13 protein-coding genes are annotated in these 15,140 nt (G+C 52.6%); all 13 read right to left on the reverse strand.

What is annotated here, in order from left to right; translation table 11 throughout:
* Nucleotides 1-35: 35 nt before the first annotated feature.
* The gene (locus tag AC58P5_RS05360) at nucleotides 36-902 is read right to left on the reverse strand and encodes a hypothetical protein (protein WP_497385039.1); all 867 of its coding nucleotides are present in this window, start codon (nucleotides 900-902) and stop codon (nucleotides 36-38) included.
* Between the two features lie 86 nt (nucleotides 903-988).
* Nucleotides 989-1,234 carry a DUF3243 domain-containing protein gene (locus AC58P5_RS05365; protein ID WP_497385040.1) on the reverse strand — a complete coding sequence of 82 codons (246 nt, stop codon included), beginning with the start codon at nucleotides 1,232-1,234 and terminating at the stop codon, nucleotides 989-991.
* A gap of 125 nt (nucleotides 1,235-1,359) precedes the next feature.
* Nucleotides 1,360-2,115 carry an elongation factor P 5-aminopentanone reductase gene (ymfI, locus tag AC58P5_RS05370; RefSeq protein WP_497385042.1) on the reverse strand — a complete coding sequence of 252 codons (756 nt, stop codon included), beginning with the start codon at nucleotides 2,113-2,115 and terminating at the stop codon, nucleotides 1,360-1,362.
* On the reverse strand, nucleotides 2,112-3,398 hold the full coding sequence (yfmH, locus tag AC58P5_RS05375; protein ID WP_497385043.1) for an EF-P 5-aminopentanol modification-associated protein YfmH: 1,287 nt from the start codon (nucleotides 3,396-3,398) through the stop codon (nucleotides 2,112-2,114). Before yfmH ends, ymfI begins: the two co-directional genes overlap by 4 nt.
* The gene (gene yfmF / locus AC58P5_RS05380; protein WP_497385044.1) at nucleotides 3,395-4,681 is read right to left on the reverse strand and encodes an EF-P 5-aminopentanol modification-associated protein YfmF; all 1,287 of its coding nucleotides are present in this window, start codon (nucleotides 4,679-4,681) and stop codon (nucleotides 3,395-3,397) included. Before yfmF ends, yfmH begins: the two co-directional genes overlap by 4 nt.
* A 135-nt stretch (nucleotides 4,682-4,816) precedes the next feature.
* The gene (gene sleB, locus AC58P5_RS05385) at nucleotides 4,817-5,620 is read right to left on the reverse strand and encodes a spore cortex-lytic enzyme (RefSeq protein ID WP_497385045.1); all 804 of its coding nucleotides are present in this window, start codon (nucleotides 5,618-5,620) and stop codon (nucleotides 4,817-4,819) included.
* A gap of 135 nt (nucleotides 5,621-5,755) precedes the next feature.
* On the reverse strand, nucleotides 5,756-8,353 hold the full coding sequence (locus AC58P5_RS05390; RefSeq protein WP_497385046.1) for an FtsK/SpoIIIE family DNA translocase: 2,598 nt from the start codon (nucleotides 8,351-8,353) through the stop codon (nucleotides 5,756-5,758).
* A gap of 64 nt (nucleotides 8,354-8,417) precedes the next feature.
* A complete protein-coding gene (locus AC58P5_RS05395; protein ID WP_497385048.1) occupies nucleotides 8,418-8,648 on the reverse strand; it encodes a YlzJ-like family protein in 231 nt (76 codons plus the stop codon).
* On the reverse strand, nucleotides 8,645-9,319 hold the full coding sequence (locus AC58P5_RS05400) for a ClpP family protease (RefSeq protein ID WP_497386031.1): 675 nt from the start codon (nucleotides 9,317-9,319) through the stop codon (nucleotides 8,645-8,647). The genes AC58P5_RS05395 and AC58P5_RS05400 overlap by 4 nt, the downstream gene beginning before the upstream one ends.
* A 697-nt stretch (nucleotides 9,320-10,016) precedes the next feature.
* On the reverse strand, nucleotides 10,017-11,693 hold the full coding sequence (locus AC58P5_RS05405; protein WP_497385049.1) for a ribonuclease J: 1,677 nt from the start codon (nucleotides 11,691-11,693) through the stop codon (nucleotides 10,017-10,019).
* 189 nt (nucleotides 11,694-11,882) lie between these two features.
* Nucleotides 11,883-12,743, reverse strand: a complete 861-nt coding sequence (gene dapA, locus AC58P5_RS05410; RefSeq protein WP_497385050.1) for a 4-hydroxy-tetrahydrodipicolinate synthase — start codon at nucleotides 12,741-12,743, stop codon at nucleotides 11,883-11,885.
* Nucleotides 12,744-12,771: 28 nt separating this feature from the next.
* Nucleotides 12,772-13,989 carry an aspartate kinase gene (dapG, locus tag AC58P5_RS05415; RefSeq protein ID WP_497385051.1) on the reverse strand — a complete coding sequence of 406 codons (1,218 nt, stop codon included), beginning with the start codon at nucleotides 13,987-13,989 and terminating at the stop codon, nucleotides 12,772-12,774.
* 94 nt (nucleotides 13,990-14,083) lie between these two features.
* Nucleotides 14,084-15,121 carry an aspartate-semialdehyde dehydrogenase gene (locus tag AC58P5_RS05420; RefSeq protein WP_497385052.1) on the reverse strand — a complete coding sequence of 346 codons (1,038 nt, stop codon included), beginning with the start codon at nucleotides 15,119-15,121 and terminating at the stop codon, nucleotides 14,084-14,086.
* Nucleotides 15,122-15,140 lie beyond the last annotated feature (19 nt).

Raw genomic sequence — 15,140 nt, forward strand, 5'->3', positions numbered from 1 at the left:
CAACGTTTGACAAAGTCCTGCCAACTTCTTTGTAACTACGACTTTTTTAGAAATTCGACTTGTTTCATTTCATCCGCAGAATAGGTCTGTATACCCGGCTTCCATTCCCCTTGAATCATCCGGTTCTGCTCCTGTGCCATTACGGCTTCCCAATTCACTTGTACGGCAAAAGATTGGTCCAGTGGCACGACGGGAATACCGAGCGATTTAATTTTCTGCTGATCCGTTTTCTGAAGAGCCGTATATTGGATAATCCATCTTGACCGATGCTCGGCGGCCTGCTTTTTCAACTGCTCGAACCATTCGGGATTGCTGTCCGTGTTTACGGTGTGACCGGATAATCCGGAAGGAGATAAACCTGAGGGTATGGGAACCGAAGATTTGGTTACCCATTCGATGGATTTTCTTTTGTCCGCCTGTTCTTTGACCCAGCCGCTCATCGCCTGTTCGATCATCGCATGATCTACGTCGCGAAGAACGGTATTCGGTGGGGCCGTCTTCTCCGCCTGCATACCGGGATCTTCAAAACGGTCCGCAAGCAGGACGAATTTCTGATTCTTGAGCCTGACCGCCTCTGATGAAGCTTGGGGGACAAGACTGCTGCCGATTACAACGACATAATCATAGCGTTTCGAGTCCAGCTGTTTGCCCAGAGCGCTGTCAAAGGCCGCGTCCTGTTTCCACTCCGAAGTGAGCCCGCTGCCGCTTCTCCATTTTGCGAGTGCCGCCGCCACGCTCGTTTTCGTTTCCTGTGTGACATCCGGGGCCGTTACGACCAGGACCGAATGTTTGGACGCCAGCTGCTGTTCGGTGATCGTCGGAAGCCCGCGAGTCCCGCATGAAGAAAGCATGACCGTGATGACTGGCAGGAAAAGTACAAGTTTTGCCCGCGAGAAACTCATGATACCGAATCCTTTCCTGAAATGATGGCATGGAAAAGCCCCGCAGTGAAGTGGGGCTTTTCGCATGTACATCATCTATTCTACTCTTAATTCACCAGTTTGACCATTAAACGCGCCATAACCTTGCGCTCGTTCTCGTCACCTGCATCCCAGAGTTCTTTGAGCAGGCGCTCTTCGCGGTTTTCCGGGTCCACTTTATTGGCCAGAAACTCACCGATTTGAAAAGCAAGCTTGGAGATTTTCTCGTCGTTCAGGCCTGCTCTCTCGGCTTGGTCCACCCGTTCAGCCAAAAATTCTTTCCATTTGTCAAACACTGTAAGTACCGTAGACATGGGTCGGGCCTCCTTTGAATTGTTAGGATGAGAGGAACACCTGTAATATCTGCATCCTGACAATCAAATATTCCCGGGAAGCTACCCAATCCCTTGGTAATTAAGGGAATCCCGGCAGCCGCCGCTTAAGTCAGCCAGCCCCCGTTGGGGCTGATAATCTGGCCGGTAATGTAGCCGGACTCCGGCAGAGCCAGAAAATACACCAGCGAGGCGATTTCGTCGGGCGCCGCAAAACGGCCGGCCGGTATTTCGCTCGCAATCGCTTCTTTCTCCGCGTGGTCGAAGCCGGACATCATGTCGGTATCGACCGCTCCCGGCGCAACCGCGTTTACGGTGACTCCCGAAGGAGCGAGTTCCTTGGCCAACGCTTTCGTGAACGCGTTGATGCCGCCTTTTGCCGTGGAGTAGATGACCTCGCAGGATGCGCCCGAAATTCCCCAGATGGAAGACACGTTAATAATGCGGCCGTATTTCCGCGAGATCATTGGGTCCATAAAGAGCTGGCTGCACAGAAACGCACCCTTCAGGTTAATGTCCATAACACGGTCCCAATCCTCTTCCGTCACATCGGACAGGAGTCCGTAGTGGGATATTCCCGCGTTATTGACCAGCACATCGGGCATAAATCCCCGCTGCTCCATTTTGTCGCGCATGGACACGATCTGTTCCTTCGACCTCAGATCCGCGCACACCGTCATGACCTTCGCCCCATGGTTCATACAGCGGCGCGCCACTTCATTGGCGGATTCATGGGACTGCAGATAATGGATCACCACGTTCATGCCCAGCTTGGCGAACCGTTCGGCGACGGCCGCTCCGATTCCGCGGCTGCCGCCCGTTACGAGGACCGTCTGCTCGGTAAACGGCCGGAGCCCCGTCACGGACGCTCGCTTCGCACGAGCGAAACGGCAAAGCGGCTCCAGTTAAAATGTTCACGGAGCCTGGACTCCGCTTCTTCTTTCGTTATGGATTCGTAGGTTTTCAAAATGTTAAACATATCGGCGCCTTTGAACAGGTACCGGGTAAATTCGTTCGTGATCGCCTCGGGGGAGTTCAGCATCCGCAAAAATCCGCCGATTTTTTTTCTGCGGCTTCTTTCGAAAGCTTCTTCGTCCAGCCCTTCCGCTTTCACGCGGTCCAGCTCTTCACGGATTCGGCTCAGCAGCAGATCCGGATCTTTCGTATCCCCGCCCATCGCGGAAAACGCATACTCCGGAGACGAATTATACTCATGACTGAAATTGTCCGAGATGAGCCCTTCGTTGTACAGCTTCTGGTAGATCGGAGAGCTTGCCCCCAGCAGGACTTCCAGCACAAGCTTCGTTGTAAGCTCTCTTTTGAGGATCGCGTCCCCTTCTTCATGGAGAGCTTGTTCTTTAAAACCGAATAGGCATTTAGGCAGCGATACCGGCAGGATCGTCTCCTTCCGTTCCGTCTCGACGGCTTCCGGCTCTGACTCGAAAAATCTGCGAATCTCGCCTTGGGGCTTGAACGTTTTGGCCGCCTGATTGGCACGGATATGTGAAATCACTTCCTCGGGATTCACCCCGCCCGCGATAAAGACGGTCATGTTGCTCGGGTGATAGAACGTGTGGTAGCAGTCATACAGCATATCCTTCGTAATTTCCGTAATGGACGGGATGGTGCCCGCGATGTCGATCCGCACCGGGTGTTTGCTGTACAAAGCCTCGATCAGGCCGTAGTACGCCCTCCAGTCCGGATTGTCGCGGTACATGTTGATCTCCTGCCCGATGATGCCCTTTTCCTTCTCGACATTTTCTTCGGTAAAATAAGGATTCTGAACAAAATCGATCAGGGTAGTGATATTCTCCATAATCTGGCCTGTAGCCGAGAAGAGATAGACCGTTCTCTCGAAGCTCGTAAACGCATTTGCGGAAGCTCCGCGGGATGCGAACGTAGCGAAAACATCGCCGGTAGGCTCCTCGAACATTTTATGCTCCAGAAAATGGGCGATCCCGTCCGGCACGCGGATTTCGGGCCCGCCTTCCACTTGAAAATGGTTATCGATCGACCCGTAGCGGGTGGAAAACGTCGCGTACGTTTTTTGGAAGCCTTCCTTGGGCAGCACGTATACGTGAAGGCCGTTCGGAAGCTTTTCTTCATACAAGGTTTCGTTTAGGTGAGGATAGGGAATGACGTTCACTTGGCTTCCTCCTTTTCATCCCTCAAGAAATAGATGGTGTCCAGGAATACTCCCTCGGCCGCCTGCTGAATTTCTGCGATGCTTGTGTCGGTCACTCCGTCGATCAGCTCTTGAGCCGAACGCTCTTTGCCCGACAGAACGGCATTGAAATCGAACGCGATCTGTTCGAAGGCGGAATCCTGCATTTCGCGCAGCTGGTTGGCTATCATCGCTCTTGTCTGGCTGAGCTCGATATCGCTGATAAAGCCGGTTCTCATGTCTTCCAGCTGTTTGCGGATAATATCAACCGCTTTCTCATAATTCTGCATCTCTATGCCCGATTGGATCGTCAGAATGCCTTTGTGCCCGTCAAGACGCGAGGAAGCGTAATAAGCGAGGCTCGCTCTTTCGCGCACATTCAAGAAGAGCTTGGAATGGGGGTACCCCCCCAGAATGCCGTTGTACATAAGCGCAGCGGGATACGCATCGTCTCCATACGTAATCGGTGTGCGCAGACCCATGTTCAGCTTGCCCTGGGTGACGGGGAATCGTTCCACCACGACGTTGGTCTCCCCTGTCCGGCGCTGAGGCGCCGTGCGCGTGTAGACGGGATTCTCTTCCCTTTCCAGCCGGAAAGAACGGCTCACGATGTTTTCGACTTCCTGGAGGGTTGTATTGCCGACTACATACAGGTCGATGGGCGCTTCGGCCAGCCATTTTTTGAAATAGGCAAAAAGGGATTCCGGCGTGGAAGCGGGAATATCCTTCAGCTCGCCCAGCGGATGCAGCCGGTACGGCTCCCCTTTGCACATTTCGGCAATGCAGCGTTCGGCGGCGAAGCGGATTTTATCGTTAATAATGGATTCGATCCGTTTGCGCAGCGTGTCCTTCTCGGACTCCACATACTTGGAAAGAAAAGCGTTTCCTTCGGTTGCCGGCTTCGTGATGGCTTCTCCGAGAAACGAGAGGGCTTTCTCCAAAAGAGATTCCGGGGACGACACAAACCGGTCGTTAATTACATCCATGCGGAATTGAACAATCTGGTAGTCTCCCCGCTTGTAAATATCAAAACCGAAGCCCGCTCCGTAGAGATCGTCGAGATGCTCGCGGAACTGCTTCGTATCGGGATAGCTCTCCGTTCCTCTTCTCAGAACAAAAGGGACCAAAGCCGTTTGCGTCACGTCTTCCTCGGAAAGGGGACGTCCTATGTAAGCGGAAATGGCGAATGTTTTATAGCGGTCCGTTGGCAGTACATGCAGCCGGATCTGGCGCAGTGTACTCCGTTCAAACTGTTGGGTGCTCAATGCTGTCGTTCTCCCTTCACAACCTTCTTGGGTCTAAACTATTCGGTTCTTCAAATGGCTATACCCATTATATTCCTTCATAAACAGAAGAAGCAACCGAGCGGTTACTTCCTCTGTCGTTCTGTTCAGTTCAACTTATTTGCAGAAAATATGCTTGCCGATGGTTTTCACCTGCGGGCGTGACCAAATCCATTTGGACGTAGCCGTTTCCGGGTTAAAATAATATTCGCAGCCGCCGGTAGGGTCCATGCCGTTGATGGCATCCCGGACTGCTTTTTTGGCGTTTTCATTGGGCGTAAGCCAGATTTGGCCGTCCGCTACAGCGGTAAACGCGCCGGGCTGAAAAATGACGCCGGAAACGGTATTCGGGAAGCTGGCCGAATCCACGCGGTTCAGAATGACCGCCGCAACGGCCACCTGACCGATATAAGGCTCGCCGCGGGATTCGCCGTAAACGGCGTTAGCCATCAGATCAAGATCTGATTTGGAAAATCCTTTGTGCGTCGTCGGCGTCAGGTTCGATCCGGAAGCGGCCGTACCGCCACCGCCTTGATTCCCCTGATTGGCCTGGCCTGCCGCATTGCCTGCATGACCGGCATTACCCGCTTCAGCCGCAGTCGGCTTCCAGTTCTTCGTGGCCTCCCACAGTTTAAGCTTGGTTTTGGGGCCCACATGGCCGTCCACTTTCAAGCCGAAGTCGCTTTGAAACCATTTTACGGAACGGAGTGTTCTCCAGCCGTAATCGCCGTCTACCGCCCCCGTGTAAAATCCGAGAAACTTGAGCCTTCCCTGCAGTTCGTTGACATCGGAGCCTTTGGCTCCATAGCTGATGAGATTTTTGCTGAATGTAGCTTCGGTCGTGAAGTTCTGCTTAATTTGCAGAGCCGCAAACAGCGTAAATACGACGCAAACCGTGATGGCGATCAAACGTTTGTTCATGCGTTTATTCATGCTCCATTATCAACCTTTCTCTCATGATGACTGGCTGTTAGTGATTATTATGAGAAAGGAGGAAACGTTCTATGCACCAAAAACGCCCTGCCGTAAACCCGGCAGGGCGTCCTTGAACTCGGATCAGGAACTCATGCGATTATGCTGAAACTGTTCCAGTGAAATAAGCACTTCACGCGGCTTGCTTCCTTCATGCGGCCCGACGATTCCATTGGATTCCATCGAATCGATAAGCCTTCCCGCGCGCGCATAGCCGATGCGCATCCGCCTTTGAAGCAGAGACGCCGAAGCCTGCTTGGCTTCGATGACGATCTGTACGGCCTGATCGTAGAGCTCGTCCCCGAACTCGTCCTGCTGCTCCGGCTGCTCTTCCACCTGAGGCACCATGTCTTCCCGGTAATTCGCTTCCTGCTGAGTCCGGACAAAATTGACCACCGTCTCAACCTCCTGATCGGAAAGGAACGCGCCCTGAACACGGACGGGCTTAGACGCTCCCACAGGCAGATAAAGCATATCGCCGCGGCCGAGAAGCTTCTCGGCCCCCACCATGTCCAAAATCGTCCGCGAATCGACCTGGGAGGATACCCCGAAGGCGATCCGCGAAGGAATATTCGCTTTAATAACGCCGGTGATGACATCCACGGACGGGCGCTGGGTCGCAATAATCAGATGGATGCCGGCTGCGCGCGCCATCTGGGCAAGCCGGCAGATGGCATCTTCCACATCGTTGGCAGCCACCATCATCAGATCGGCCAGCTCGTCCACGATGACGACAATGTACGGAAGAGGTGCTTCCGTACCGTTTTCGATCAGCATGGCATTGTAACCTTCAATATTCCGCGTACCGCTCTTGGAGAAAAGCTCGTACCTCTTCTCCATCTCGACGACGACCTTTTTCAGAGCAAGGGATGCCCTTCGCGGGTCGGTGACGACCGGAGCCATGAGGTGCGGAATGCCGTTATACACATTGAGCTCGACCATTTTGGGATCGACCATCAGGAACTTGACTTCGTTGGGCTTCGCTTTGTAAAGAATGCTCGTAATAATCCCGTTGATACAGACGGATTTACCCGAGCCCGTAGCGCCGGCGACGAGCAGATGGGGCATTTTCGCCAGGTTGCCGACTATCGGCTGTCCGGAAATATCCCTGCCCAGGGTCACGGACAATCTCGAGCTCGCTTCCTGGAAGGCGGATGTCTCCATCACCTCGCGCATCGTAACGACGGATACCTCCGAATTCGGCACTTCGATACCGATCGCGGATTTGCCGGGAATCGGCGCTTCCATCCGGATATCTTTGGCGGCCAGGGCCAGCGCGATATCATCCGTCAGGCTGACGATCCGACTCACTTTCACTCCTACGTCCGGCTGGATTTCATACCGGGTCACCGCAGGTCCGCGGACGACTTCCAGCACCTTCGCACGTACGCCGAAGCTTTCAAGCGTGGCTTCAAGCTTTCGGGCATTGGCTTTGTAATCCGCCATCTCGGAGCCCTTGCCCGCCGCCGGTTTCGTTAGAAGCGTCAAAGACGGCAGATCGTAAGGGGGGAGAACCGGCGGCTCGGCTGTGTCAACCAGCTGCAGGTCATCCGCAGCTTCAAGCTGCTCATCGGCCGGAATCTGCTCCCCGTTTGCGGAAAGGGCTGCTTTAGATCCCACAGCCACAGAAACGGGCTCAACCTTACCTACCGGGACAGGAGCGGAGGGTAAGACCTTTTCCTCCTTTTGCACCTGCTCTTGAAAGTCCCGGAAAACGGTGGAAAACTCTCGGTCGGTCTGAGGTTCACCATTCATGTCCGGCGCGGCCGGATTCCCACCGGAATCGACCTTGTATACAACCTTCTCCTCGGGATAACCGCTGCCGGCACCGGCAACGGCCAAGTCGTCCTCGTCCAGATCGTCATCCTGCCGGGGACTAGGCTGCTTTAAAAGCTGTAGGAAACGGGGTTTCTTCCTCTTCGGATCCGGACGGTATACTTCCTCGTCGAATTCGTCGTCATAAGGAAAATCAGGCTCTTTGTAGGTTCGTTCGCTTTTGCTCGCGGAAACGGCGGCCTTTCCTTTTGTTTTAGCAGCCGAGGAAGGTTGGCCTGTACCGCGCTGCATGCTTTGGAATTTCTTTTCCAGCAAGGTAAAAAAGCGTTTCGCGCGCGCGCGCAGCTTTTGCACGGCTTCCACGTAAGACAAGTTCGTCACCAGAATGAGCCCGATCGCAAATAAGGCGAACTGGACAAGACGCGCACCCATGTTGTCGAACAAAAAGTACAGCAGGCTGTAGACGATCGCTCCGATCATCCCTCCGCCCACATCGTTCAGGAGAATCTTGCCGTTGGCGGGCTGCAGGCCCTGCTTCAGAGCTTCCCAAGTCACGGACAGAATCGTTGTCGCCTCGTAGTTCCCTCCTGGAAAAAGAGCTTTGAATAAATTAATATGATTCATGACAAGAAGACCCGTCACAATTAACAAAACCCCTGTTTTGCGGGTTGTCCATCGTGAGGGCCAGGAACGCTTCACCATAACATGCAGTGCTATGTATATGCAGATCAGCGGGATCAGAAAATCCCACGTACCGATGAAAAAGCGGCAAACGTAATGAAACGAACGTCCCACATGACCTTCTCTGGCCAGCGCAATCACCGAGAAAATCAGGATTAAAATACCGTACAGCTCAAACATGAGATTAGTCTTGACCGTCTTGCTTTTCTTACGGCGTTTTGCCACTCTATTCCACCTCCGATAAATCATTATACCACAGTTTCGGTAGGCGGAACACGGGCGGCAGTGCCTAGATCCCCTGCGGGCTGGGCACGTAATTGATCAAACTACCTGGCGTAAAAAGCGGATTTAAGTAATGTTTTGGCTCCGGGCTGTAGAGGCGGACGATCCGCACCCGGCTCTCATCGACAGCTTCCACCTGCATCAGGACACCGCTGATTTCAATATCCCGGAAGCGGGGTTCATGTTCATCCCAGCCTTCGTAGACGACCTCATCCGGCAGTATCGTATAATGGGTCATGCCGTTCCGCCTCCCGGGGAAGCTCTACGCTCTTCGATTCTGCGGTTCAGCTCGGCAATTGCCTGTCCGATGCCTCCCACTTCGTCGATCAGTCCGTATTTAACGGCGTCTTGTCCGATAACCGTGGTTCCGATGTCTCTTGTCAGCTCGCCGGTCTTGAACATAAGCTCCTTGAACTGCTCTTCGGAGATTTTGGAATGTTTCGTGACAAAACGGGTTACCCTCTCCTGCATCTTCTCCAGGTATTCAAACGTCTGCAGCACACCGATGACAAGTCCTGTCAGGCGGATCGGATGAATTGTCATTGTTGCCGTTTCAGCGATAAAAGAACGGTTCGAGCTTACCGCTATCGGCACACCGATGCTGTGACCGCCCCCCAATACAAGCGTAACCGTAGGTTTCGAAATCGTTGCAAGCATCTCGGCGATAGCAAGCCCCGCTTCCACATCGCCGCCAACCGTATTTAAAATAACGAGGATTCCCTCGATTTTCGGATTTTGTTCGGCTGCTACCAGCTGAGGAATCAAATGCTCATATTTGGTCGTTTTGTTTTGCGGCGGCAGTACGATGTGCCCTTCCACCTGACCGATGATGCTCATGCAGTAAATATTCGACTCACCGGCCGGCGTATTGATTTGCCCCAGCTGCTGAATAGTCTCTACGGCTGCCAGCTTCTTCTGTTCCTCCGTGGGCTGCTCTTCGCTTCTGAAAGATGGCGGCTCGTTAAAAGGGGCCCGACCTGGAAAAGGTGCCTGAGGACGCGGGCTGTAGTCGCTTGTAACGGAGGCGCCGGCTCTAAGCGTCGCAGCACCCTCTCCCAGCTCTTCAAAATGAACCTGCTGCAGCGTCACATGATCGGCATCGTCAGCCGCTTCTTCCGCTGCGTTGGACGTTTCGTTTTGTCTGAAGCCGTACGACGGTCCCTGGTTAAAGGGATTGGATGCCACCTGTTCATAAGCGCCTCTTTGAGGCCCGCCGGAGTAGGCGGAGTATGTATTCCCCGCATCTGCAGAAGCACTCTGTCCCACGCCCTGTTGACCGCCGTATTCGTTTCCTCTGCCAAGCGGGCTGCTGCTCGCGGAAATACCCGCTTGCTGAGACGAATATTCGTTTCTGCCTCCATAACGGTCCGAAGATACACCTGCTCCCGTGTAGGGAGGTCTATTCTGTTGTCCTTTATAACGATTTCCGTATCCCATGGCTATTCCTCCTAATTGATAATCGAGGTTAGTGTGGGCAGGAATGCTGTTACTTTATTCACACTCTTCTCAGGCAGGATGAAAGAGCGTGTGGGGACATTTAAAAAAGCCCTCTCCGGAAATGGAGAGGGCTTTGGTTTCGGTTGGGTTAAGTGACTAGTTTGAGAGACTAAACTTCCATGATGATCGGAAGAATCATTGGTCTTCTTCTGGTTTGTTCATATAAAAATCGTCCAAGCGCGTCTTTCACATGTGTTTTTAAAGACGCCCATTCATTTACGTTATCATTCATTAATTTATTCAGCGTACTCGTCACGATACGGTTCGCTTCGTCCAATAAACCTTCGGATTCGCGGACATATACAAAACCGCGGGAAATGATGTCCGGACCGGAAAGAATGGTCCCATCCTGTTTGCTTAGTGTCACGACAACGACCAGAATGCCGTCTTGAGAAAGAAGCTTTCTGTCGCGCAAGACGATGTTACCTACATCTCCGACACCCAGTCCATCAATCAAAATGTTGCCTGCCTGAATTCTTGCACCTTTACGAGCTACTCCACCCTGGATTTCAACGGTGTCCCCGTTATCCAGAATGAAGATATCTTCTTGGTCCACTCCGACGGATTCGGCAAGTTGACCGTGAAGACGAAGCATGCGGTATTCCCCGTGAATCGGAATAAAATATTTCGGTTTCATGAGGTTCAGCATAAGCTTGAGCTCTTCCTGGCTTCCGTGTCCGGAAACGTGTACGCCCGTCTTAGAACCCGGTCCGTAGATGACATCCGCACCCAAACGGAACAGTTCGTCTACCGTACGGCCGACATAGCGTTCGTTACCCGGAATAGGAGTAGCTGCGATGATTACCGTATCGCCTGGAAGAATGTCCACTTTACGATGAGTGGAGCGAGCCATACGGGTCAAAGCCGACATCGGCTCTCCTTGGCTGCCCGTACAAAGAACGACCACGCGGTCGGCCGCCATACGGTTTACTTCTTCAGGTTCAATCAGCATGCCGTCCGGAACGCGGAGATATCCGAGTTCCGAAGCGATCGACACCACGTTAACCATACTCCGTCCGATTACCGTAACTTTACGGCGGGTAGCCTCAGCTGCGTCGATAACCTGCTGAACACGGTGAATGTTCGAGGCAAAAGTCGCGATAACTACGCGCTGCTTGGCTTTGCGGAATACTTCCTCGATAGTAACGCCGACGCTTTTCTCAGAACCCGTGAATCCGGGTTTCTCAGCATTGGTGCTGTCGGAAAGAAGGGCCAGTACCCCTTTCTGTCCGATTTCGGCCATCCGGTGCAGGTCAGCATATTGATCATTAACCGGTGTCTGGTCAAATTTGAAGTCTCCGGTGTGCACGATGACTCCTTCGGGGGTTTCAAGAGCAACCCCGACGGAATCCGGAATGCTGTGGTTGGTTCTGAAGAACGTGGCTGTAATCGTTCCCAAATTAAGCTCGGAATCCGCATTGATCAGAATCCGCTTGGTTTCGCCAAGCAGATTCGCTTCTCTCAGCTTGTTTTCGACAAGTCCGAGGGTAAGCCGCGTACCGTAAACAGGCACATTCAAGTGCCGAAGTACGTAAGGCAAGCCTCCGATATGGTCTTCATGGCCGTGAGTCAGCAAAATACCGCGGACTTTGTCCTTATTCTCGAGCAGGTAGTTGATATCCGGAATGACAATGTCGATTCCAAGCATATCTTCCTCAGGAAACTTCAAACCGCTGTCGATAACCACAATATCATTCGCATATTGCACCACATACATATTTTTACCGATTTCGCCCACGCCGCCAAGGGCAAAAATCAGAACTTTATCGTTATTTTTCTTAGACAAAAAAGTAACCTCCTTGAATTCATTTGACGACGATTTTTATAATTAAACCGAACCAGTCACTTGCCACCATTATACAGGAAAGATCTACCCGATTACAAGTTGATGCGTATATGATTTGTAGTCTTTCCTAAAATGACAAAACCGATGCCATGCGGCACCGGTCGTAATAAGGAAATTTTTGTGTTTGATTTAGAACAGAGACGCCACAAAAGCTTGCTCCTGCTCGCTTAAATCGAGAAGAGGAAGACGAACGCTGCCTGTGTTGACACCTTTCAGATTGAGAGCATACTTAACCGGAGAGGGACTAGGAGCGCAGAATAGACCTGTGAATACCGGGAGCAGCTGTGCATTGAGCTGAGCCGCGCGTTTGACATCACCGGATGTATACGCTTTAACAAGCTCCTGCATCTCTTTGCCGACTACATGGCTCGCGACGCTGATAATGCCGTGACAGCCGACGGCCAGCGCGGGAAGTGTCATGCTGTCGTCACCGCTGTATACCGTAAAGCCCTCGGCCGCTCCGGCGACCACGATCGTTAAATGGTCGGTTCCGGCACAGTCCTTGGTAGCCACGATGTTCGGCACGTGGGAGAGTCTGATTGTCGTATCCACATCAATGTTGACGATAGAGCGGCCAGGAACGTTGTACAGGATAATCGGCACATCGACGGCTTCGGCGACAGCTTTGAAATGCTGATACAAGCCTTCCTGGCTGGGCTTGTTGTAATACGGAGCGACAAGCAGGAGCGCATCAATGCCCAGCTTAGCCGCTTCCCGCGATAACTCGATCGTGTGGCTCGTATTGTTGCTGCCGGTTCCCGCAATGACTTTGCACCGGCCGTTCGCATGCTTGACGACGGCTTCGATCAGCTTCAGTTTCTCTTCGTCCGTCAGGGTCGGCGATTCGCCGGTCGTTCCGCAAACAACCAGCCCTTCGCTTCCCTGCTCGTTAATCAGATAATCGACCAGGGGGCCGACCTGATCCCAATCAATTTCCAGTTGTTCGTTTAATGGAGTTACCATTGCTGTAATTACTCTTCCGAAGTCCAAAATTCCCGCCTCCTACTTATGCTTTTGCCTATTTATGCAAATGAAATGATTTATGAAGTGCTCTTACCGCGCTAACCATATCTTCGCCGTGTACCAAACACCAGATGGTTGTATTGGAGTCCGCAGATTGCAGAATTCGGATGTTCTCTTCCGTAAGGGCCTCGACGATCTTGGCCATAACGCCGGGAACACCGTTCATACCGCCCCCGATTACGGACACTTTAGCGCATCCACTCAGTGAAGTGGGTTTATAGCCGAGCCCGCGCAGCAGTTCAAGCGCTTTTTCCGCTACGTGGTCAAAAACCGTATAAACAACCCCCGAAGGATTTACGTTAATAAAATCGACGCTGATGCTGTGCTGCGCCATCGTTTTAAACACCTGAAGTTGAAGGTCGTATTGGCCTTCCGCCGCGGGTACTTGAATTTGTGTAATATTCCCAAAATGGGCGATCCCCGTCACGTGACGGTCCTCTACCCGTTTCTCCGCCCCGTACAAAGAATCGGGATTGGTCACGAGCGTGCCTTCCTCTTTGGAGAAAGTAGAACGTACCCGTACCGGAACGTTCGCCTGCATCGCCACTTCCACCGCACGCGGATGAATCACTTTGGCGCCGTTATGGGCCATGTTGCAAATCTCCGCATAGCTTACACGCGTTAAAGGCCTAGCATCTTCAACGATGCGCGGATCCGCTGTCAGAATCCCGTTGACATCGGTAAAAATGTCCACGACTTCGGCCTTAAGCGCCCCGCCGATCGCAGTAGCGGACGTGTCGCTTCCTCCGCGTCCGAGTGTCGTAAACTCATGATCGGCCGTCTGCCCCTGAAACCCGGCGACAATCACGACCTCGCCCCGGTCCAGATGCTCCAGAATCCGCTTCGGCTGAACCGAAACAATCTGGGCGTTGCCATAAGCGTCATTCGTTTCGATCCCCGCCTGGCCGCCTGTCAGAACAACGGCCGGAATGCCTTCCGCTTGAATCAGACTGCACAAATTGGTTGCGGAAATCCATTCCCCGCAGCACATCAATAAATCTCTCTCCCTTGCAGGAAGCTGGTCTCCATTCTGCCGGATCAAACCGAGCAGAGTATCGGTAGCATACGGCTCTCCCTGCCGTCCCATCGCAGATACAACCACGACAAGCTGACAATCCTCGCTGCGCGCAGCTTGAATATGTTCCAGCACATGTTTTCTGGCATCAGGCGTGGACAGGGAAGTGCCACCAAATTTTTGAACTCGAATACGCATGTCCTTCCCTCTTTTCCTACTCGCTTTTCTTGTCGATGTTTAATCATGATGCGAGCAATCGGCACCGTCTTATGACGATGCCGATTGTGTGAGTTTACTTGTTCTGTGCAAAATATTCTGCGATCTGAACCGCATTCCAGGCTGCGCCCTTCAGCAGGTTATCGGATACGATCCATAGGTTGAGCGCGCGCTTGTTGTTGAGATCACGGCGTACACGACCTACGAACGTCTCCAGTTTCCCGGTCGCTTCGGTTGCAAGCGGGTACTGCTGCTCCTGCGGGTTGTCAACGAGTACGATGCCTGGCGCACCCGCAAGAAGATTGCGCACATCTTCAAGCTCGAAGTCTTCCTTCAATTCAACGTAAACCGATTCGGAATGACCGTATACGACGGGAATCCGTACGCAGGTTGCCGTAACCTCAAGGGACTCGTCGTTCATAATCTTTTTCGTTTCGTTAATCATTTTCATTTCTTCATTTGTAAACCCGTTATCGAGAAACTTGTCGATTTGCGGAATCGCGTTGAACGCAATCTGATGTTTAACGGGAAGGGAACCGACCGGCAAAATGTCCGGGTTCACCGGATTGCCTGCCAACGCTTCACGGGACTGGCGAAGCATCTCATCGATCGCTTTACTGCCTGCTCCGGATACGGCTTGATATGTAGATACGATGATTTTGGAGATGCCGAAACGATCATACAAAGGTTTCAGAGCAGCCACCATTTGAATCGTCGAGCAGTTAGGATTCGCGATAATGCCTTTGTGCTTATGAACCTCGTCAATGTTAACTTCCGGCACGACAAGCGGTGTTTCGGGATCCATGCGGAAAGCATTCGTGTTGTCGATACAAATCGTACCGCCCGCAGCCGCAATCGGCGCGAGTTCTTTACTCACGTCGCCGCCGGCGCTGAACAGGGCGATGTCTACTCCTTTAAAGCTGTCCGGCGTTGCCGTTTCAACTGTGATTTCTCTGTCTTTGAAACGAATTTTCGTACCCGCGGAGCGCGGGGACGAAAGAAATTTTAATTCCTTAATGGGGAAATTGCGTTCATCGAGTAAGCGGATAATTTGTTCTCCGACGGCGCCGGTTGCGCCAACCACTGCTACGTTAAAAGTTTTTTCATTAGACATGTCGTTTGCTCCCCCATTA

This window comes from Paenibacillus sp. JT31N7 (assembly GCF_059692095.1).

Excerpts from the sequence above, each read along its gene's own strand:
- AC58P5_RS05360 (WP_497385039.1), bottom strand. The coding sequence starts at position 902 with ATGAGTTTCTCGCGGGCAAAACTTGTACTTTTCCTGCCAGTCATCACG.
- AC58P5_RS05365 (WP_497385040.1), bottom strand. The coding sequence starts at position 1,234 with ATGTCTACGGTACTTACAGTGTTTGACAAATGGAAAGAATTTTTGGCT.
- sleB (WP_497385045.1), bottom strand. The coding sequence starts at position 5,620 with ATGAACAAACGTTTGATCGCCATCACGGTTTGCGTCGTATTTACGCTG.
- AC58P5_RS05395 (WP_497385048.1), bottom strand. The coding sequence starts at position 8,648 with ATGACCCATTATACGATACTGCCGGATGAGGTCGTCTACGAAGGCTGG.
- dapG (WP_497385051.1), bottom strand. The coding sequence starts at position 13,989 with ATGCGTATTCGAGTTCAAAAATTTGGTGGCACTTCCCTGTCCACGCCT.
- AC58P5_RS05420 (WP_497385052.1), bottom strand. The coding sequence starts at position 15,121 with ATGTCTAATGAAAAAACTTTTAACGTAGCAGTGGTTGGCGCAACCGGC.